Source organism: Pseudomonas sp. GM80 (genome assembly GCF_000282515.1).
Classification (GTDB): domain Bacteria; phylum Pseudomonadota; class Gammaproteobacteria; order Pseudomonadales; family Pseudomonadaceae; genus Aquipseudomonas.
The window spans coordinates 63,350-81,330 of record NZ_AKJD01000154.1; the positions used below are offsets into that span (position 1 = coordinate 63,350).

22 protein-coding genes are annotated in these 17,981 nt (G+C 59.6%); 11 read left to right on the forward strand and 11 right to left on the reverse strand.

Going from position 1 to position 17,981, the window contains the following annotated elements; all coding sequences use genetic code 11:
* Position 1: 1 nt before the first annotated feature.
* The 3 genes from mlaD to PMI37_RS21905 are packed head-to-tail and all read right to left on the reverse strand — an operon-like array spanning position 2 to position 2,075.
* Positions 2-469 carry an outer membrane lipid asymmetry maintenance protein MlaD gene (gene mlaD / locus PMI37_RS21895; protein ID WP_007912400.1) on the reverse strand — a complete coding sequence of 156 codons (468 nt, stop codon included), beginning with the start codon at positions 467-469 and terminating at the stop codon, positions 2-4.
* Positions 469-1,266 (reverse strand): lipid asymmetry maintenance ABC transporter permease subunit MlaE, encoded by a 798-nt coding sequence (gene mlaE / locus PMI37_RS21900; RefSeq protein WP_003221704.1) that lies wholly within the window; start codon positions 1,264-1,266, stop codon positions 469-471. Before mlaE ends, mlaD begins: the two co-directional genes overlap by 1 nt.
* On the reverse strand, positions 1,266-2,075 hold the full coding sequence (locus PMI37_RS21905; RefSeq protein WP_008085058.1) for an ATP-binding cassette domain-containing protein: 810 nt from the start codon (positions 2,073-2,075) through the stop codon (positions 1,266-1,268). The genes mlaE and PMI37_RS21905 overlap by 1 nt, the downstream gene beginning before the upstream one ends.
* Before the next feature lie 275 nt (positions 2,076-2,350).
* Here PMI37_RS21905 and PMI37_RS21910 point away from each other — a divergent pair, with 275 nt between their 5' ends.
* The 10 genes from PMI37_RS21910 (at position 2,351) to PMI37_RS21955 (ending at position 9,375) form a co-directional block, all read left to right on the forward strand.
* On the forward strand, positions 2,351-3,325 hold the full coding sequence (locus PMI37_RS21910; protein WP_008085060.1) for a KpsF/GutQ family sugar-phosphate isomerase: 975 nt from the start codon (positions 2,351-2,353) through the stop codon (positions 3,323-3,325).
* Positions 3,326-3,850, forward strand: coding sequence for a KdsC family phosphatase (locus PMI37_RS21915; protein WP_008085062.1), 525 nt, complete (start codon positions 3,326-3,328; stop codon positions 3,848-3,850).
* Positions 3,851-3,858: 8 nt separating this feature from the next.
* Positions 3,859-4,431, forward strand: a complete 573-nt coding sequence (gene lptC, locus PMI37_RS21920; RefSeq protein ID WP_008085064.1) for an LPS export ABC transporter periplasmic protein LptC — start codon at positions 3,859-3,861, stop codon at positions 4,429-4,431.
* Positions 4,418-4,963: a lipopolysaccharide transport periplasmic protein LptA gene (gene lptA / locus PMI37_RS21925; RefSeq protein ID WP_008085067.1), complete on the forward strand. Its 546-nt coding sequence runs from the start codon at positions 4,418-4,420 to the stop codon at positions 4,961-4,963. Before lptC ends, lptA begins: the two co-directional genes overlap by 14 nt.
* Positions 4,963-5,688 carry an LPS export ABC transporter ATP-binding protein gene (lptB, locus tag PMI37_RS21930; protein WP_008085069.1) on the forward strand — a complete coding sequence of 242 codons (726 nt, stop codon included), beginning with the start codon at positions 4,963-4,965 and terminating at the stop codon, positions 5,686-5,688. Before lptA ends, lptB begins: the two co-directional genes overlap by 1 nt.
* 187 nt (positions 5,689-5,875) lie before the next feature.
* Positions 5,876-7,366, forward strand: coding sequence for an RNA polymerase factor sigma-54 (locus tag PMI37_RS21935; RefSeq protein WP_008085071.1), 1,491 nt, complete (start codon positions 5,876-5,878; stop codon positions 7,364-7,366).
* 73 nt (positions 7,367-7,439) lie between these two features.
* A complete protein-coding gene (gene hpf, locus PMI37_RS21940; RefSeq protein ID WP_008085073.1) occupies positions 7,440-7,748 on the forward strand; it encodes a ribosome hibernation-promoting factor, HPF/YfiA family in 309 nt (102 codons plus the stop codon).
* Positions 7,749-7,759: 11 nt separating this feature from the next.
* Complete coding sequence (gene ptsN / locus PMI37_RS21945) at positions 7,760-8,224, forward strand: PTS IIA-like nitrogen regulatory protein PtsN (RefSeq protein ID WP_008085075.1); 465 nt, start codon at positions 7,760-7,762, stop codon at positions 8,222-8,224.
* A 2-nt stretch (positions 8,225-8,226) separates the two neighbouring features.
* Entirely contained in the window at positions 8,227-9,084 is an 858-nt protein-coding gene (rapZ, locus tag PMI37_RS21950; protein WP_008085077.1) for an RNase adapter RapZ, read from the forward strand.
* A gap of 15 nt (positions 9,085-9,099) precedes the next feature.
* On the forward strand, positions 9,100-9,375 hold the full coding sequence (locus PMI37_RS21955) for an HPr family phosphocarrier protein (protein ID WP_008085079.1): 276 nt from the start codon (positions 9,100-9,102) through the stop codon (positions 9,373-9,375).
* A gap of 119 nt (positions 9,376-9,494) precedes the next feature.
* On the opposite strand, the gene PMI37_RS21960 is transcribed toward PMI37_RS21955, so the two are convergent.
* The 6 genes from PMI37_RS21960 to pmbA form a co-directional block, all read right to left on the reverse strand.
* Positions 9,495-10,388, reverse strand: coding sequence for a ZIP family metal transporter (locus tag PMI37_RS21960; RefSeq protein WP_008085080.1), 894 nt, complete (start codon positions 10,386-10,388; stop codon positions 9,495-9,497).
* Between the two features lie 30 nt (positions 10,389-10,418).
* Complete coding sequence (locus tag PMI37_RS21965; RefSeq protein ID WP_045123232.1) at positions 10,419-11,030, reverse strand: superoxide dismutase; 612 nt, start codon at positions 11,028-11,030, stop codon at positions 10,419-10,421.
* Position 11,031: 1 nt separating this feature from the next.
* Positions 11,032-11,472 (reverse strand): hypothetical protein, encoded by a 441-nt coding sequence (locus tag PMI37_RS21970; protein ID WP_008085084.1) that lies wholly within the window; start codon positions 11,470-11,472, stop codon positions 11,032-11,034.
* A gap of 27 nt (positions 11,473-11,499) precedes the next feature.
* Positions 11,500-12,876: a class II fumarate hydratase gene (locus tag PMI37_RS21975; protein ID WP_008085085.1), complete on the reverse strand. Its 1,377-nt coding sequence runs from the start codon at positions 12,874-12,876 to the stop codon at positions 11,500-11,502.
* The gene (locus PMI37_RS21980) at positions 12,857-13,264 is read right to left on the reverse strand and encodes a hypothetical protein (RefSeq protein WP_008085087.1); all 408 of its coding nucleotides are present in this window, start codon (positions 13,262-13,264) and stop codon (positions 12,857-12,859) included. The genes PMI37_RS21975 and PMI37_RS21980 overlap by 20 nt, the downstream gene beginning before the upstream one ends.
* A 217-nt stretch (positions 13,265-13,481) precedes the next feature.
* Positions 13,482-14,828, reverse strand: coding sequence for a metalloprotease PmbA (pmbA, locus tag PMI37_RS21985; protein ID WP_008085089.1), 1,347 nt, complete (start codon positions 14,826-14,828; stop codon positions 13,482-13,484).
* A 108-nt stretch (positions 14,829-14,936) separates the two neighbouring features.
* On the opposite strand from pmbA, the gene yjgA reads away from it, so the two are divergent.
* Positions 14,937-15,461 (forward strand): ribosome biogenesis factor YjgA, encoded by a 525-nt coding sequence (gene yjgA / locus PMI37_RS21990; protein WP_008085091.1) that lies wholly within the window; start codon positions 14,937-14,939, stop codon positions 15,459-15,461.
* Between the two features lie 105 nt (positions 15,462-15,566).
* Here yjgA and tldD read toward each other — a convergent pair whose 3' ends face one another.
* Both tldD and PMI37_RS22000 read right to left on the reverse strand, forming a co-directional pair.
* Positions 15,567-17,009, reverse strand: coding sequence for a metalloprotease TldD (gene tldD, locus PMI37_RS21995; RefSeq protein WP_008085093.1), 1,443 nt, complete (start codon positions 17,007-17,009; stop codon positions 15,567-15,569).
* A 4-nt stretch (positions 17,010-17,013) separates the two neighbouring features.
* Positions 17,014-17,874 (reverse strand): carbon-nitrogen hydrolase family protein, encoded by an 861-nt coding sequence (locus tag PMI37_RS22000; RefSeq protein WP_008085096.1) that lies wholly within the window; start codon positions 17,872-17,874, stop codon positions 17,014-17,016.
* Positions 17,875-17,981: the final 107 nt, after the last annotated feature.

Consider the following 17,981-nt stretch of genomic DNA (forward strand, 5'->3'; position numbering starts at 1 on the left):
CTCATTTGGCGTCTTTGCTAACGGTATTGAGCAGGAATTTACCGATCAGGTCTTCCAGTACCAGAGACGACTGCGTGTCGTGGATGGTTCCGCCATCCTTCAGCGGTTTGTCTTCCCCACCGACGCTGATACCGATGTACTTCTCGCCCAGCAGACCAGCGGTCAGGATAGACGCTGTGGAGTCGGTCGGCAGGTTGTCGACCTTTTTATCCACTTGCAGGGTGACCCGACCGGTGAAGCTGTCGCGATCCAGATCGATCGCCGTGACCTTGCCGATGGTTACACCGGCCATGGTCACTTTGGCTCTGACCGTCAAACCGGCGATATTGTCGAAGTAGGCATAAAGTTTATAGGTGTCGGTGGTCGACGTCGGAGACAGGCCACTGACCCGCAACGCAAGCAGCAACAAAGCCAGGATCCCTGCCAGCAGGAACAGGCCGACACCGATTTCCAGGGTGCGGTTTTGCATCAGAAATCTCCAAACATCAAAGCGGTCAGAATAAAGTCCAGGCCGAGCACTGCCAGCGAGGCAAACACCACGGTCTTGGTGGTGGCACGACTGATCCCCTCGGAAGTGGGCTCACAGTCATAGCCTTGGAATACGGCGATCCAGGTGACGACGAAGGCGAAAACGATGCTTTTGATGACACCGTTAAGCACATCACTGGTGAAGTTCACGCTGTTCTGCATGTTCGCCCAGTAGGAGCCTTCATACACGCCCAGCCAGTCGACAGCTACCCACGAACCGCCCCAGATGCCGACCACGCTGAAAATCATCGCCAGCACCGGCAGGGAAATGAAACCGGCCCACAGACGCGGAGCAATGATGTACTTGAGCGGGTCGACACCGATCATTTCCAGGCTGGAAAGCTGTTCAGTCGACTTCATGTTGCCGATTTCGGCGGTCAGCGCCGAACCGGCACGCCCGGCGAACAGCAACGCCGTCACCACCGGCCCCAGTTCACGCAGCAAGGTCAGGGCCACCATCTGCCCTACCGCCTGCTCCGAACCGTAGCTCGACAGAATGCTGAAACCCTGCAACGCCAGGACCATGCCGATGAAAATGCCGGAAACGACAATGATCACCAGCGACATCACGCCAACCGAATGCAACTGTTTGACCAGCAGGCCGAAGCCACCGCTGATACCGCCGCGCCCCAGCAAGGCATGAAACAGGAACAGCGTTGCCCGACCGAACACCGCAACGGCATCGATCGCCGCTTCGCCAAACCGGCGAACGCGTTCTATTAATGAAATTCTGCGCATCAGCGCTTCCCCAGAAGATCTGCGCGGTAATCCGTCGCTGGAAAATGGTACGGCACCGGGCCATCGGGATTGCCGGTCATGAACTGACGGATACGCGGCTCGTCCGAGTTCATCAGCTCATCCGGTGTGCCCTGCCCCAACACCTGACCATCACCGACGACATAGATGTAGTCGGCAATGCTCGCGGTTTCGGCCAGATCGTGGGAGACCACGATACTGGTGATCCCCAGCGCATCGTTGAGCAGACGGATCAGGCGCACCAGCACGCCCATGGCGATCGGGTCCTGGCCGACGAACGGTTCGTCGTACATGAGAATCTGCGGATCGAGCGCAATCGCCCGGGCCAGCGCAACACGACGCTTCATGCCGCCGGACAGTTCGTCAGGCATCAATTCAATGGCGCCACGCAGACCGACTGCCTGCAATTTGAGCAGGACGATGTCGCGGATCATTTCTTCCGGCAATTGGGTATGAACGCGCAGGGGGAAAGCGACGTTCTCGAAGACATCGAGATCGGTGAACAGCGCGCCGCTCTGAAACAGCACACCCATGTGCTTGCGCGCATCGAACAGATCGCTGCGCGACAGCTTCGGCAGGTTCTGACCGTTGACCCAGACTTCGCCGCTGGTGGGACGCAACTGCGCGCCCATCAACCGCAGCAGCGTGGTCTTGCCACACCCGGAAGGCCCCATGATGCCGGTGACCTTGCCGCGCGGGATGCGAATATCGACGTTATTGAAAATGCTGCGCGCACCGCGCTTGAAGGAGACTCCCTTCAGCTCGACCGCGTAGGCGTTATCGGCACTCATCTAAACTCCTTGCGATGCAGCCTCTCACTCGGACGCCAGGCTTTCTTGGGAAAGCACATACATCCCGGGCAGGCCGAACTGGCGGCGAACTATATCACTGCAACCGCCAAGCGCCCAAGGCTTGTGCCGGCGCATGTTCAGTGATTTGACAGGCTCGCGGCAGGTTTTCGAAGCATTTGGTAACGAGGAATGACAAAGCGCGACGATCTTGCGTGAGGCTTTGCAACATAACCGCTATAATCGCCGCCTTTTCATCGGGCTATACGATTTCTGACATGAGCCAATCCAGCGACCTGATTCAATCGGCACAACGCACCATCCAACTCGAAGTGGAAGCCGTACAAGGCTTGTTGCCCCATATCGACGCCGATTTCGTCCGTGCTTGCGAGATGATTCTGGCCAGCAAAGGCCGTGTAGTCGTGGTCGGCATGGGCAAATCCGGGCATGTCGGCAACAAGATTGCCGCGACCCTGGCCAGCACCGGCACCCCGGCTTTTTTCGTCCACCCGGCCGAAGCCAGTCATGGCGACATGGGCATGATCACCCGCGACGACGTGATTCTGGCCCTCTCCAACTCTGGCTCGACCAACGAAATCGTCACCCTGCTGCCACTGATCAAGCGCCTGGGCATCCAGCTGATCAGCGTCACCGGCAACCCGCAATCGCCGCTGGCCAAGGCTGCCGAAGTCAATCTCAACGTTCACGTCGAGCATGAGGCTTGCCCGTTGAATCTGGCACCGACCTCGTCGACCACCGCAGCACTGGTCATGGGCGATGCCCTGGCCGTGGCATTGCTCGAAGCGCGAGGTTTCACCGCTGAAGATTTCGCGTTTTCCCATCCGGGCGGGGCCCTCGGCCGCCGCCTGTTGCTGAAAGTTGAAAACGTCATGCACGCCGGGCAAGAGCTGCCGCAGGTGCAGCGCGGCACCCTTTTGAAGGACGCGTTGATGGAAATGACCCGCAAGGGCCTGGGCATGACGGCGATCCTTGAAGCCGACGGCAAACTGGCCGGGATCTTCACCGACGGCGATTTGCGCCGCACCCTTGATCGCAGCATCGATATCCGCAGCGCCACCATCGACCAGGTAATGACGGCCCACGGCAAGACCGCCCGGCCCGAGATGCTTGCCGCCGAGGCCCTGAAAATCATGGAAGACCACCGAATCAACGCACTGGTAGTTGTCGACGAGGACGATCGCCCGATTGGCGCCTTCAACCTTTCCGATCTGCTGCGCGCAGGAGTCATGTAAATGAACAACGATCTGCTGCAACGCGGCAAAGCGATCAAACTGGCGGTGTTTGACGTCGACGGCGTCCTCACCGACGGGCGCCTGTATTTCCTCGAAGACGGCAGCGAATTCAAGACCTTCAACACCCTTGATGGCCAAGGCATCAAGATGCTGATGAATGCGGGCGTACAAACTGCCATTATCAGCGGCCGCAAGACACCGGTGGTTGAGCGTCGGGCGAAAAACCTGGGCATCCCGCATCTTTTTCAGGGGCGCGAAGACAAATTGGTCGTTCTCGACGGTCTACTTGAACAACTGGGCCTAAGCTATGAACAGGTCGCCTACCTCGGTGACGACCTGCCTGACCTGCCGGTGATCCGCCGCGTGGGCCTGGGGATGGCGGTCGCCAACGCTGCCGATTTCGTCCGCGAACACGCCCATGGCGTAACCCGCGCCCGTGGCGGCGAAGGTGCCGCCCGCGAATTCTGCGAATTGATCCTGCGTGCGCAGGGCAGCCTTGATGCCGCCAATGCCGCGTACTTGTGAGTCAAACCATGTTTAGCAAAAAATTTCGCAACTTCCTGCTGTTCGGTTGCATCGCGGCGCTTTTCGCCGCGGTCGGCTACTGGAACATCAGCCCGGAACGCTTCCTCGACAAGCCGCAGGTCACGTCGACCGAAAGCCCGATCGACTGGTATGCAACCAACACACACACCCTGCAATACCTGCCGGACGGCAAAGTGCAATATGAAATGACGTCCGAGAAAGCCGAGCACGTCAAGGCGACCGACATCACGCTGGTCACCAAACCCGATCTGAACATGTACCGCGGCACGGATTTCCCGTGGCACGTGACCAGTGAACGCGGCGAAGTGAACTCGGGTGGCACCCAGGTTGAATTGATCGACTCGGTGCGCATCAAGCGCACCGATGAAAAGAAGCGCGATCTGCTGGTCACCTCCACTCGCATGACGGTGTTCCCGCAGGAGCAATATGCGCAGACCGAGCAACCCGTTAGAATCGACGGCGCTGGCGGTGTATCGACTGGCGTTGGAATGAAAGCGTACCTGAAGGACAGCAGGATACACCTGCTATCGAACGTAAGAGGACAGTATGAGGCTCGTTAAAACCCTCCCTATTTTGCTCAGTCTGGGCGCAGCACTGGGAAGCGTGAGCGCCTGGGCTCTGCCGAACGATCAAGAGCAGCCAATCCGCATTCAGGCCGACGATGCCCAGCTGGACGACAAGAACGGCGTTGCCACCTATAAAGGTGACGTGATCATCACCCAGGGCTCGATGAAGGTCACCGGCAATACCGTGACCATCACCCGCACCCCGACCGGTGATATCGACGTGGTGACCTCGGTCGGCAACCTCGCCTACTTCGAACAGCTGCAGACCGCTGGCGACACCAAGCCTGTACAGGGCTGGGGCGTGACAATCCAGTACCACGCCGCGCAAAACCGCGTTGTGCTGATCGACAAGGCCAAGGTTGTCGATAAAGACAACAACACCACTCAGGGCGAGAAGATCGTCTATGACACGGTGAAAAAACTTGCCAGCGCCGGTCGCGCTACCGGCAGCAAGGTCACCGAGGCGCGTCCGCGCATCGACATGGTGATCCAGCCGAAGAAGAAAACCGAAGAGAAAACCCAGTAATGGCAACTCTGAAAGCTCAGCACCTGGCCAAGGCCTATAAAAGCCGCCAGGTCGTGCGTGACGTCAGCCTGTCGATCGACAGCGGCCAGATCGTCGGCCTGCTCGGCCCCAACGGCGCCGGCAAGACCACGTGCTTCTACATGATCGTCGGCCTGGTGCAGGCCGATCAGGGCCGCGTACTGATCGATGATCTGGACGTCAGCCACCAGCCGATGCACGGTCGTGCCAAGGCCGGTATCGGCTATCTGCCGCAAGAAGCGTCGATCTTCCGCAAACTGTCGGTCGCCGACAACATCATGGCCATCCTCGAAACCCGTCAGGAACTCGACAAGGCTGGTCGTCGCAAGGAGCTGGAAAGCCTGCTGCAGGAATTCCACATCAGCCACATCCGCGACAACCTCGGCATGAGCCTGTCGGGTGGTGAACGCCGCCGCGTGGAAATTGCCCGCGCACTGGCCACCGCGCCGAAATTCATCCTGCTCGACGAACCGTTTGCCGGTGTCGACCCGATCTCGGTCGGCGACATCAAGCAGATCATCCACCACCTCAAGGCCAAGGGCATCGGCGTATTGATCACCGACCACAACGTGCGTGAGACCCTGGATATCTGCGAAACCGCGTACATCGTCAACGACGGTCAACTGATCGCCGAAGGTGACGCAGAAACCATCCTGGCCAACGATCTGGTCAAGGAAGTGTATCTGGGTCACGAGTTCCGCCTGTAAGCGCGACAGCATCCTGGTGATTCGCGAGGGCGCTGTATCGATGAAGCAGCTTTTTATACGCTTTAATTGTTACAGCGCTCTAGGCAAACACTTCAGTTTCAGGCATATAATTTGCTTAAGTTTGGCGCTTCGGCGCCCTGTAGTGGATGGCGCATAGCGCCGGCGAATAAGGTGTTAAGCCCCTGCCATGAAACCATCGCTAGTCTTGAGAATGGGCCAGCAGCTGACGATGACACCGCAGCTGCAACAGGCCATCCGCCTGCTCCAATTGTCGACCCTGGATCTGCAACAGGAAATCCAGGAGGCACTGGAATCCAATCCGATGCTCGAACGCCAGGAAGAAGGCGAAGACTTCGACAATTCCGACCCCTTGGCCGACAACGCTGAACAGAAGCCCGCCGAGATCCAGGAACCGTCCTACCAGGAAACCGCGCCGACCGTCGACAACCTCGAAGAAGGCGATTGGAGCGAACGCATTCCCAACGAACTGCCGGTCGACACCGCCTGGGAAGACGTCTACCAGACCAGCGCCAGCAGCCTGCCCAGCAGCGACGATGACGAGTGGGATTTCACCACCCGCACCTCCGCCGGCGAAAGCCTGCAAAGCCACCTGCTGTGGCAACTGAACCTCGCCCCGATGTCCGACACCGATCGCCTGATCGCCGTGACCCTGATCGATTGCATCAACAATCAGGGCTATCTGGACGAAACCCTCGAAGAAATCCTCGAAGCGTTCGACCCGGAACTGGACATCGAGCTGGACGAGATTGAAGCCGTCCTGCACCGCATCCAGCAATTCGAACCGGCCGGTATCGGTGCGCGCAACCTTGGCGAATGCCTGTTGCTGCAATTGCGCCAGTTGCCGGCCAAGACACCATGGCTGGCAGAAGCCAAGCGTCTGGTCACGGACTACATCGACCTGCTTGGCAGTCGCGATTACAGCCAGTTGATGCGCCGCATGAAGCTCAAGGAAGACGAGCTGCGCCAGGTCATCGAGCTGGTGCAGAGCCTCAATCCGCGTCCGGGTTCGCAGATCGAATCCACTGAGGCCGAGTACGTTGTGCCTGACGTGATCGTGCGCAAGGACAACGAGCGCTGGCTGGTCGAGCTGAATCAGGAATCGGTGCCACGCCTGCGCGTCAATGCGCAATACGCCGGATTCGTCCGTCGCGCCGACACCAGCGCCGACAACACCTTCATGCGCAATCAGTTGCAGGAAGCGCGCTGGTTCATCAAGAGCCTGCAGAGCCGCAATGAAACCCTGATGAAAGTTGCCACCCAGATCGTCGAGCATCAGCGCGGTTTTCTGGAGTACGGCGACGAAGCCATGAAACCGCTGGTCCTGCACGACATCGCCGAAGCGGTAGGCATGCATGAATCAACGATTTCCCGGGTGACCACACAGAAATTCATGCATACCCCGCGCGGTATTTATGAGCTGAAATACTTTTTCTCAAGCCACGTCAGCACCTCCGAAGGCGGCGAATGCTCGTCCACGGCGATCCGCGCGATCATCAAAAAACTGGTTGCCGCGGAAAATCAGAAAAAGCCGTTGAGTGACAGCAAGATCGCTGGTTTACTGGAGGCACAAGGCATTCAGGTGGCTCGCCGCACCGTCGCCAAGTACCGCGAATCCTTAGGGATCGCGCCTTCGAGCGAACGCAAGCGGTTGATGTAAGCCACGTTACAGCGTTCCAGTGGCAGGCTATCCAGCCTGCCGCTTTATGCACTGGCAACGAAGGAGAAGCTGTATGCAAGTCAACATCAGTGGACACCAACTGGAAGTGACCCAACCTCTGCGTTCCTATATCGAGGAAAAACTCCAACGACTGGAGCGCCATTTCGACAAGATCACCAACGTGCAGGTCACGATGTGCGTCGAAAAGCTGAAGCAGAAAATCGAAGCCACCTTGCATATACCCGGCAGCGAAGTGGTCGCCAACGCGGAACATACCGATATGTACGCGGCGATCGACGCCTTGACCGACAAGCTGGATAAACAACTCAAAAAGCATAAGGAAAAGACCCAGAGCCTGCTCCAGGGCGCGACCGGTCGATAACCCCCCACCCCATGATCCGACTTGAAAGTATCCTGACCCCCGGCCGTTCCCTCGTGAACGTGCCGGGCGGCAGTAAAAAGAAAGCCCTCGAACAAATTGCCAACCTGATCGCCCGCGAAGTGCCGGATCTGGAGATGCAAGATGTCTTCGAGGCCCTGATTGCCCGTGAAAAACTCGGTTCTACCGGTTTTGGCAACGGCATCGCCATTCCTCACTGCCGCCTCAAAGGCTGCGAAACGCCCATCAGTGCGTTGATGCACCTTCAAGCCCCCATCGATTTCGACGCCATTGACGGCGCGCCGGTTGACCTGCTGTTTGTCTTGCTGGTCCCGGAAGCCGCTACCGATGCGCACCTGGAGTTGCTGCGTCAGATCGCCAGCATGCTCGACCGCAAGGACGTGCGTGACAAATTGCGCAGCGCCGCGAGCAACGAAGCCTTGTACCAGGTCGTTCTGGACGAGCAAAACGGGCAGTAATCATGCGCTTGATCATCGTCAGCGGCCGTTCCGGCTCGGGTAAAAGCACCGCCCTTGATGTCCTTGAGGACAACGGTTACTACTGCATCGACAACCTGCCGGCAGGTTTGCTGCCAGAGCTTGCCGAGCGCGCACTGATCCACACGGAGCTTGCGCAACCGCTGGTCGCCGTGTCGATTGACGCGCGCAACCTGCCGAGTCACCTGAGCCGCTTTCCCGAACTGCTGGAAGATGCCCGCAGCAAGCACATTCAATGTGATGTGCTTTATCTTGATGCCGATGAAGAAACCCTGCTCAAGCGTTTCTCCGAAACTCGCCGCCGCCACCCGCTGAGCAATGCCAACCGCTCGCTGGCCGAAGCGATTCACGATGAAACTGCCCTGCTCGGCCCGATCGCCGATCTCGCCGACCTGAAGATCAACACCACCAATCTGAACCTGTACCAGTTGCGCGACACCATCAAGCTGCGTCTGCTGAATCAGCCGGAGCCGGGCACGGCGTTTCTGGTCGAGTCATTCGGTTTCAAGCGCGGCATGCCGGTGGATGCAGATCTGGTCTTTGATGTGCGCTGCCTGCCCAACCCCTACTGGAAACCGGAACTGCGCGAACAGTCCGGCCTCGATGCACCGGTGGCCGAGTATCTGGCAGCGCAGCCTGAGGTTGAAGAAATGTTCCAGGACATCTTCACCTACCTGCACAAGTGGCTACCACGTTTTGCCGCGAGCAATCGTGCCTATGTGACCATTGCCATTGGCTGCACCGGCGGGCATCACCGCTCCGTCTACCTGACTGAACGCCTGGGTCAGGCCCTGCAGAAAACCCTGAAGAACGTCCAGGTTCGCCACCGCGACCTCACTTAAAGGATTCACACCGCGATGCCTGCTCTGGAAATCGAAATCATCAACAAACTGGGCCTGCATGCCCGCGCATCGGCCAAGTTTGTTGGAGTGGCCGGGCAGTATCCGGATTGCACGATCAGAGTGGGTCGCACGCCTGAGACCACGGTTGATGGCAAAAGCATCATGGCGATGATGATGCTGGCGGCTGGCAAGGGCACCAAGATCTATCTGAGTACTGAAGGGCATCAGGAACAGGAAGCACTGGATGCGTTGGTCGCGTTGATCAACAACTACTTCGATGAAGGCGGCTGACAGCCAACATCAAAAGATCGCAGCCTGCGGCAGCTCCTACATTGGAAGGGGGCAATTACGGTTACCCGCGGCGCACATAATCCCTGTAGGAGCTGCCGAAGGCTGCGATCTTTTGATCTTCAACCTAATGCGGTATCCATCACCATCATCAGACAAAACCCGCTCAACAAACCAAGGCTGGCCAATTTGTCATGACCATTGCGTCGCGACTCGGGGATCACTTCGTGGGTCACCACCAGCAACATCGCCCCCGCCGCCAGCGCCAAACCTAATGGCAACAACACCTGGGCCAGACTGACCAGCCACGCGCACAACAGCGCAAACACCGGCTCGACCAGGCCTGACGCCGCGCCAATCATAAACGCCTTCACCCGCGACATCCCTGCCCCGGCCAATACCAGCGCAATCACCAGACCTTCCGGCACATCCTGCAAAGCGATGCCCATGGCCAGGCTGTCCGCATCCGGCATGCCGCCACCGGCAGACACGCCGACGGCCATGCCTTCAGGAATGTTATGGGCAATGATCGCAAACACAAACAGCCAGATCCGTGGCGGAATCACCGGGTGCTCGACGGTGCCGACGAGCATTTCCGCAGACGCGCCGGAAACCTTGAGATCAACCAGATACAGCCCGAATGCGCCGAGCATGATGCCGAAGCAGATCAGGCCACTGGCGCCCCACGGCGTCAAACCAAGACTTTCGGCAGCGGCAATGCCCGGCACGATCAGCGAAAACGCCGTCGCCGCCAGCATCACCCCGGCACCAAACCCCAGCAACGTATCGCTGAGTGCCTGCGGCATGCGCCGAATCACCAGCACCGGCACCGCACCAAGCGCCGTGCCGAGCGCGCAGATCGCGCCACCCTGCAACGCCCGCAACAGCCGCGGTTCGAGATTCAGCCATGCCAGTCCGTGGGCAACCAGCAAGGTCATGCCCGCCAACAGCAATAGCGATCCCACTGCGTAACGAAACATACGCCCACTTCCGATCGCCAGTGTTTCAGTGCCCATAGTCAGCCTTGGATTGTTTTTATAGAAGACTTAAACCAGTGCGGCCTGATAGCGCGCAGCAACTTCAGGCCAATTGATCACGTTGTAGAACGCGTTGATGTATTCCGGGCGACGGTTCTGGTAACGCAGGTAGTAGGCATGCTCCCAGACGTCGAGACCGAGAATCGGCGTGTTGCCGTTCATCAGCGGGCTGTCCTGGTTGCCGCTGCTTTCCACGATCAATTTCTTCTCCGGGGTCACGCTGAGCCAGGCCCAGCCGCTGCCGAAACGGGTCAGCGCGGCTTTGGTGAAGGCTTCCTTGAAGCTGTCGAGGCCGCCCAACTGCTCATCGATTGCCTTGGCCAGCGCGCCATCCGGTTTGCCGCCGCCGCTTGGCACCATTACTTCCCAGAACAGCGAGTGGTTGGCGTGACCGCCGCCCTGATTGATCACCGCGGCACGGAGTTTCTCCGGCAACTCCTTGACGCTGGCGACCAGTTTTTCCACCGGCCATTCAGCGTACTCAGTGCCTTCTACCGCAGCGTTGAGGTTGTTGATGTAGGTCTGGTGATGCTTGGTGTAGTGAATCTCCATGGTCTGCGCATCGATGTGCGGTTCTAATGCGTCGTAGGCGTAAGGCAAGGCAGGCAAGGTAAAAGCCATTTCAATGGACTCCATGGTGATGTGGGGCAGGCGCGCGGCGCGCATTGCCGGTATCCGGGTGCAGCAGGCGCTGAGTGCGCGGGTATTCGCCGTGCTCGCTGATGAAATTCAGCAGCTCGACGTAAGTCTTGCTGCTCTGGCGCAGCGCCGCTTCACGCAGCGCCGGGCGCAGGCGCTCGTCCTGCATGGTCTGCAAAAGGCGTTGGTGGATGGCGCAGAGGTATTCGGCGCTCTCCTCCGGCTGATTCAGGCGCAGGTGCAAATCCGCGAGGTTGTGGTGGGAGATTACGCAGGCCGCCACCGCTTCGTCGGCATCTGCCCAGCGCTCGTACAACACTTGCGCCAAGGCCAGGGCTTGCAGGTAAGCCTCACGGGCATCGATCAGTTCGCCCAGCATGAAGCAGCGATTGGCCCGTTCGATCGTGCGTTTCCAGTGCTCCATGGTGAGCCTCCAAAGCGGTTGCGGTGCTTACACGCCGCCGGCGGTGAGTTTCTCGGGATTGAGCAACTCTTCCAGTTGGCTGCGCGACAGGTCGGTGTGTTCCAGAGCGACATCGATCACCGCGCGACCTTCCTTGTAGGCCTGCTTGGCGATTTCGGCAGCCTTCTGGTAACCGATGATCGGGTTGAGTGCGGTGACCAGAATCGGGTTGCGCGACAACGCCTCTTTCAAGCGCGATTCGTTGACCTTGAAGCTGGCGATGGCTTTGTCACCCAGCAGGCGGCTGGAATTGGCCAGCAGTTCGATGCTGCTCAACAGGTTCTGCGCGATGATCGGCAGCATCACGTTCAGCTCAAAGTTGCCCGACTGGCCGGCAATGGTGATCACCGAATCGTTGCCGATCACTTGCGCGGCGACCATGGCGGTGGCTTCCGGAATCACCGGATTGACCTTGCCCGGCATGATCGACGAGCCTGGTTGCAGCGCCTCCAGTTCGATTTCACCGAGACCGGCGAGCGGGCCGGAGTTCATCCAGCGCAGGTCGTTGGCGATTTTCATCAGCGACACGGCGATGGCTTTGAGTTGGCCGGAGACGGCGACGGCGGTGTCCTGCGAGCCGATCAGCGCGAACAGATCCTTGCCCGGCGTGAATTGCACGTCGGTCAATTGGCTGAGCTGACGGCTGAAACGCGCGGCGAACTCAGGGTGCGCGTTGATCCCGGTGCCGACCGCCGTACCGCCCTGCGCCAGCGATTGCAGGCTTGGCAGCAGATCCTGCAGATGAGCGATATTGGCCTTGAGCTGCTGCGCCCAGCCGTTGAGTACCTGGCTCATGCGCACCGGCATTGCGTCCATCAAATGCGTGCGGCCGGTTTTGACGTGGTGATGCACTTGCTCGGCTTTGCGCTCGATCACCTGCACCAGGTGCAGCAGCGCTGGCAGCAGTTGTTCGTGCAGGGCCAACGCGGCGCTGACGTGGATGGTGGTCGGGATGATGTCGTTGCTGCTCTGGCCGCAGTTGACGTGATCATTGGCGTTCACCGGCTCGTCGAGCAGGCGGCTGGCCAGGGTGGCGATCACTTCATTGGCGTTCATGTTCGAGCTGGTGCCGGAGCCGGTCTGGAAGATATCCACCGGGAAATGCTGCATGAAATCGCCTTCAAGCAAACCTTGGGCGGCGTCGCTGATGGCTTTGCCCTGTGCGGCGCTGATCTGATTAAGCTCGACGTTGGCCCGAGCCGCGGCGGCTTTGGCGAGGATCAACGCGCGGATGAATTGTTTGGGCATCGGCTTGCCGCTGATCGGGAAGTTATCCACTGCGCGCTGGGTCTGCGCGCCGTAGAGAGCGTCCACCGGCACCTGCAGTTCGCCCATGCTGTCGCGCTCAATACGTGTCTTGGTCATCGGTAAATCCTTGGACTAATTCAATGAGAGGAATCGAGGGAAGCAACTCGCAGGTGGCGAGCTGCCAGGTGTAGCGTTGCCAGCGCTTGAGCCTGCATTTGCACAGCGACAGGCGCTCCATTTCACGCAATGGGCGCCAGGCTTGATCGAGACAGAGGCTGCGCCAGTGCCACGGCAAGGCGATGTCGGTGGCGGTGTCGAGCAGCAAACGGAAGGAGGTTTCGGCGACCATCCAGGGTGAGGTCGCAGTGCAACAAGACAGGTACCGGCCTTCGGCCAGGTAATGTTCGATCAGGCGCGGTTCGTCAGGATCCATCGCGCAACGGATCTGACGACTCATCCAGCGCCAGCTTTCGAGGTACGGCTGCTCGTGCAAGGCAGAACTCATGATCCGGGGCTCATCCGATAATGAGATTTATTATTAGATGATAATGAGAACCAAAACAAGAGCACTTGTGTAGGAGCTGCCGCAGGCTGCGATCTTTTGATCTTGTCTTTCAAAGCAAAATCAAAAGATCGCAGCCTTCGGCAGCTCCTACAGGGCAGGTATGAAAAAGGCGCGCCATCCGGGTGGATGGCGCGCCTTTTTTTGTGACGGTTGCGGTTTAGCTGCCCGCGACGGTCATCCGTTCGATCAACACCGAACCCGTGCGAATATTGCTGCGCAGCTCCAGGTCATTACCGACCGCGACGATCTGCTTGAACATGTCGCGCATGTTGCCGGCGATGGTCACTTCCTGCACCGCGAACTGGATTTCGCCGTTCTCGACCCAGAAACCCGCCGCGCCGCGCGAATAGTCACCGGTGACCATGTTCAAGCCATGGCCCATCAATTCGGTGACCAACAGACCACGGCCCATACGCTTCAACAGCGCCGCCTGGTCTTCGTCGCCATGGGTAACGAACAGGTTATGCACGCCGCCGGCGTTGGCGGTGCTTGGCATGCCGAGTTTGCGCCCGGAGTAGGTGCCGAGGATGTACGAGACCAACTCGCCCTTTTCGACGAACGGTTTGGCGTACGTCGCCAGACCATCACCGTCGTACGAAGCGCTGCCCATCGCGCGCATCAGGTGCGGACGCTCATCGATGGTCAACCATTCCGGGAACAGCTTCTGCCCCAGCGTGCCTTCGAGGAACGACGACTTGCGATACAAGCTGCCGCCGGACACCGCCGAGAGGAAACTGCCGAACAAGCCACCGGCCAGCTCCGCTGAAAACAACACCGGCACTTCACAGGTCGGTACCGGACGCGCGCCCAGACGGCTCGCCGCCCGCTGCGCCGCACGCTGACCGATGCTCACCGGGTCGGCCAGCAAGGTGCCCTGACGGCTGACGTCATACCAATAATCGCGCTGCATCTGGCCATCGGCTTCGGCAATCATCACGCAGCTGAGGCTGTGCCGGGTCGAGGCGTAGCCACCGATAAAACCGTGGCTGTTGCCGTAAACGCGGCAGCCTTGATGCGTGCTCAACGTGGTGCCATCGGCGTTCTTGATCCGCGCGTCGGCATCGAACGCCGCCGCTTCGCAGATCAGCGCCTTCTCGATGGCCTGCTCCGGGGTGATGTCCCATTCGTGGAACAGATCGAAATCCTGCTGCTCGCGAGCCATCAGCGCGGCATCTGCCAGGCCCGAGGCTTCGTCTTCAGAGGTGTGCTTGGCAATCGCCAATGCCGCCGCGACGGTTTCGCGAATCGCCTCCGGCCCGGTGGCGGACGTGCTGGCCGAGCCTTTGCGCTGGCCGACGTACAGCGTGATGCCAAACCCCTGATCGCGGTTGAACTCGACTGTTTCGACCTCGCGCTGACGCACCGAAGTGGACAAGCCCTGTTCCAGCGACACCGCCACTTCGCAGGCACTGGCGCCCTGACGCTTGGCTTCGGCAATGATCTGCTCGACCTGTTCTTGCAGTGCCGGCAAAGCCTGCGGGCCGACGCTTTCAACTGCACTCATGCTCATCTCCACTCAAATTCTGCTTTCGGCTGGGGCCATCGAGCGACCGGGCCGGACAAGCGGCCCCCGACTGGTTATCATGGCGGCGTTTCTTTGCGGACTGCCACCATGGTTGATTCTTACGACGACTCCCTCGATACGGGAGAAAAAAGCAAATCTCAGGTCAAACGCGAGCTGCATGCTCTGGTTGACCTTGGCGAGCGCCTTACAACACTCAAGCCTGACTTGGTGGCAAAACTGCCACTGACCGACGCGATGCGCCGTGCCTTGGCCGATGCGCCCAAGCACACCGCGAATATCGCGCGTAAACGGCATTTGCAGTTCATCGGCAAACTGATGCGCGATCAGGACACTGACGCGATTCTGACCTTGCTCGATCAACTCGATGCCTCCACTCGCCAATACAACGAGCGTTTCCATAACCTGGAACGCTGGCGCGATCGCCTGATCGCGGGCGACGATGCCGTGCTGGAAAAATTCGTCGTCGAGTACCCGGACGCCGATCGCCAGCAATTGCGTTCCCTGATCCGTCAGGCTCAGCACGAGGTTGCGCAAAACAAACCTCCTGCTTCCAGCCGCAAGATCTTCAAGTACATCCGTGAGTTGGACGAGACTCAACGCGGCCTGCGTTGATCTCATCCCTTGTAGGAGCTGCCGAAGGCTCGGGCCGCGATCGGACGATCTTTTGATCTTTAAAAACAAAGATCGCAGCCTGCGGCAGCTCCTACACACGTTTCTTTATGCGCCCGTACCACCGACGGTGATCGCATCGATTTTCAGCGTCGGCTGACCCACGCCTACCGGCACCGACTGCCCATCCTTGCCGCACGTACCTACACCGCTGTCCAGCGCCAGATCGTTACCGACCATCGACACCCGGCTCATTGCCTCAGGGCCGTTGCCGATCAACGTCGCGCCTTTGACCGGCGCGGTAATCTTGCCGTCTTCGATCAGATACGCCTCGCTGGTGGAGAACACAAACTTGCCGCTGGTGATGTCGACCTGACCGCCGCCGAGGTTGGCGCAGTAGATGCCCTTCTTCACCGACGCAATGATTTCCGCCGGATCGCTCTCGCCACCGAGCATGTAGGTGTTGGTCATCCGAGGCATCGGCAGATGCGCGTAGGATTCACGACGACCGTTACCGGTACGGGCCACGCCCATCAGGCGCGCGTTGAGCTTGTCCTGCATATAACCCTTGAGCACGCCGTTTTCGATCAGCGTGGTGCACTCGGTCGGCGTACCTTCGTCGTCGACACTCAGCGAACCGCGACGGCCACTCAACGTACCGTCGTCGACGATGGTGCAAAGTTTCGAGGCAACCATTTCGCCCATGCGCCCGCTGTAGGCGGAACTGCCCTTGCGGTTGAAATCGCCTTCCAGACCGTGGCCGACCGCTTCGTGCAACAGCACGCCAGACCAGCCCGAACCCAGCACCACCGGAAAAGTACCGGCCGGTGCCGGGATCGCTTCGAGGTTCACCAGCGCCTGACGCAACGCTTCACGGGCATAGCCCATGGCGCGGTCTTCGGCGAGGAAATAACGGTAATCGGTACGCCCGCCGCCGCCATGCCCGCCGCGCTCGCGACGGCCATTCTGCTCAACGATGACGCTGACGTTGAAGCGCACCAGCGGCCGCACATCGGCAGCCAGACCGCCATCGGTAGACGCCACCAGAATCCGCTCCCAGACCCCGGCCATGCTCACACTGACCTGCTGGATACGCGGATCAAGCGCGCGGGTCGCGACGTCGATGCTCTTGAGCAATTCGACTTTCTCGGCCCGGCTCAGCACTTCCAGCGGGTTATCCGGCGCGTACAACTGGGCGACGTCTTGGCTGGTGAACGCCTGCACCGTGCCGTTCTGCCCGGCACGGGAGATCGAACGCGCCGCACGGGCCGCCGCGCCGAGGGCTTCGAGGGTGATCGCGTTGCTATAGGCGAAACCGGTTTTCTCACCGGATTGCGCGCGCACGCCAACGCCCTGGTCGAGGTTGAAGCTGCCTTCCTTGACGATGCCGTCTTCCAGTGCCCAGGACTCGGAGATCTGTCCCTGAAAATACAGGTCGGCGGCATCGATGCCCGGACCGGCCAGATCGCCGAGTACGCCTTGCAGGCTCTCGATGGTCACGCCGCCCGGTGCCAACAGGTGATCACTGACTGAGGACAACAACTCGCTCATAGGTTTACGCCTTAAATTCATGTTCTGAAGCAGGCCGCTGTGCGCCCTGCGAGAAAAACCGCCGATGACGCGTCACCGGCATTCGCGCCCTGATGGACGCTTGTTCATTGCTATCGCGCTCGGCCAACAACACCGCTTCGCCTTGATCCTGCTGCGTCAGCACGCGGCCCCACGGGTCGACAATCGACGCATGGCCGAAGGTTTCGCGCGGCCCCGGATGGGTACCGCCCTGCGCTGCCGCCAATACATAACACTGGGTTTCGATGGCCCGTGCGCGAATCAGCACGTCCCAATGCGCCGCGCCGGTCACCGCAGTAAACGCCGACGGTGCGGTAATCAATTCAGCACCGGCGGCGCGCAATTCGCTGTAAAGCTCCGGGAAGCGCAAGTCGTAACAAACGGTCAGGCCCAATTTACCCACCGGCGTGTCCGCCACCACCACACCACTGCCATAAGCATAGTCATCGGATTCGCGGTAACGACCGCGATTGTCCGCTACATCGACATCAAACAGATGCAACTTATCGTAGCGGGCAACGAATTCGCCGTGTTCATCGACCAGCAACGAACAGGCATTGGCCTTGCCCCTCGGCTGACCTACCGGCGGCAACGGCAACGTGCCAGCCACTATCCATAACTTGAGGTCGCGGGCGGTCTGTTTCAACCATGGCAGGATCGGTCCTTCGCCCAATGCTTCGGCACGGCCGATGTCGGCAACGTCGCGACGGCCCATGGCGGCGAAGTTTTCCGGCAGCACTGCCAGCTTCGCACCGCCGGCTGCAGCCTGTTCGAGCAGGCGCCGGGCCTGAACCAGATTGGCCAGTACGTCGCTCTGGCTGACCATTTGAATCACCGCTAAAGACATGGCCACTCCTCGGAATCTACACACAACCCTGTAGGAGCTGCCGCAGGCTGCGATCTTTTGATCTGGTTTTTAAAAAAATCAAAAGATCGCAGCCTGCGGCAGGTCCT

What these genes read in the sequence shown, in the direction of transcription:
- mlaD (WP_007912400.1), bottom strand. Translation starts at nt 469, where the DNA reads ATGCAAAACCGCACCCTGGAAATCGGTGTCGGCCTGTTCCTGCTGGCA.
- mlaE (WP_003221704.1), bottom strand. Translation starts at nt 1,266, where the DNA reads ATGCGCAGAATTTCATTAATAGAACGCGTTCGCCGGTTTGGCGAAGCG.
- PMI37_RS21905 (WP_008085058.1), bottom strand. Translation starts at nt 2,075, where the DNA reads ATGAGTGCCGATAACGCCTACGCGGTCGAGCTGAAGGGAGTCTCCTTC.
- PMI37_RS21910 (WP_008085060.1), top strand. Translation starts at nt 2,351, where the DNA reads ATGAGCCAATCCAGCGACCTGATTCAATCGGCACAACGCACCATCCAA.
- PMI37_RS21915 (WP_008085062.1), top strand. Translation starts at nt 3,326, where the DNA reads ATGAACAACGATCTGCTGCAACGCGGCAAAGCGATCAAACTGGCGGTG.
- lptC (WP_008085064.1), top strand. Translation starts at nt 3,859, where the DNA reads ATGTTTAGCAAAAAATTTCGCAACTTCCTGCTGTTCGGTTGCATCGCG.
- lptA (WP_008085067.1), top strand. Translation starts at nt 4,418, where the DNA reads ATGAGGCTCGTTAAAACCCTCCCTATTTTGCTCAGTCTGGGCGCAGCA.
- lptB (WP_008085069.1), top strand. Translation starts at nt 4,963, where the DNA reads ATGGCAACTCTGAAAGCTCAGCACCTGGCCAAGGCCTATAAAAGCCGC.
- PMI37_RS21935 (WP_008085071.1), top strand. Translation starts at nt 5,876, where the DNA reads ATGAAACCATCGCTAGTCTTGAGAATGGGCCAGCAGCTGACGATGACA.
- hpf (WP_008085073.1), top strand. Translation starts at nt 7,440, where the DNA reads ATGCAAGTCAACATCAGTGGACACCAACTGGAAGTGACCCAACCTCTG.
- ptsN (WP_008085075.1), top strand. Translation starts at nt 7,760, where the DNA reads ATGATCCGACTTGAAAGTATCCTGACCCCCGGCCGTTCCCTCGTGAAC.
- rapZ (WP_008085077.1), top strand. Translation starts at nt 8,227, where the DNA reads ATGCGCTTGATCATCGTCAGCGGCCGTTCCGGCTCGGGTAAAAGCACC.
- PMI37_RS21955 (WP_008085079.1), top strand. Translation starts at nt 9,100, where the DNA reads ATGCCTGCTCTGGAAATCGAAATCATCAACAAACTGGGCCTGCATGCC.
- PMI37_RS21960 (WP_008085080.1), bottom strand. Translation starts at nt 10,388, where the DNA reads ATGGGCACTGAAACACTGGCGATCGGAAGTGGGCGTATGTTTCGTTAC.
- PMI37_RS21965 (WP_045123232.1), bottom strand. Translation starts at nt 11,030, where the DNA reads ATGGCTTTTACCTTGCCTGCCTTGCCTTACGCCTACGACGCATTAGAA.
- PMI37_RS21970 (WP_008085084.1), bottom strand. Translation starts at nt 11,472, where the DNA reads ATGGAGCACTGGAAACGCACGATCGAACGGGCCAATCGCTGCTTCATG.
- PMI37_RS21975 (WP_008085085.1), bottom strand. Translation starts at nt 12,876, where the DNA reads ATGACCAAGACACGTATTGAGCGCGACAGCATGGGCGAACTGCAGGTG.
- PMI37_RS21980 (WP_008085087.1), bottom strand. Translation starts at nt 13,264, where the DNA reads ATGAGTTCTGCCTTGCACGAGCAGCCGTACCTCGAAAGCTGGCGCTGG.
- pmbA (WP_008085089.1), bottom strand. Translation starts at nt 14,828, where the DNA reads ATGAGTGCAGTTGAAAGCGTCGGCCCGCAGGCTTTGCCGGCACTGCAA.
- yjgA (WP_008085091.1), top strand. Translation starts at nt 14,937, where the DNA reads ATGGTTGATTCTTACGACGACTCCCTCGATACGGGAGAAAAAAGCAAA.
- tldD (WP_008085093.1), bottom strand. Translation starts at nt 17,009, where the DNA reads ATGAGCGAGTTGTTGTCCTCAGTCAGTGATCACCTGTTGGCACCGGGC.
- PMI37_RS22000 (WP_008085096.1), bottom strand. Translation starts at nt 17,874, where the DNA reads ATGTCTTTAGCGGTGATTCAAATGGTCAGCCAGAGCGACGTACTGGCC.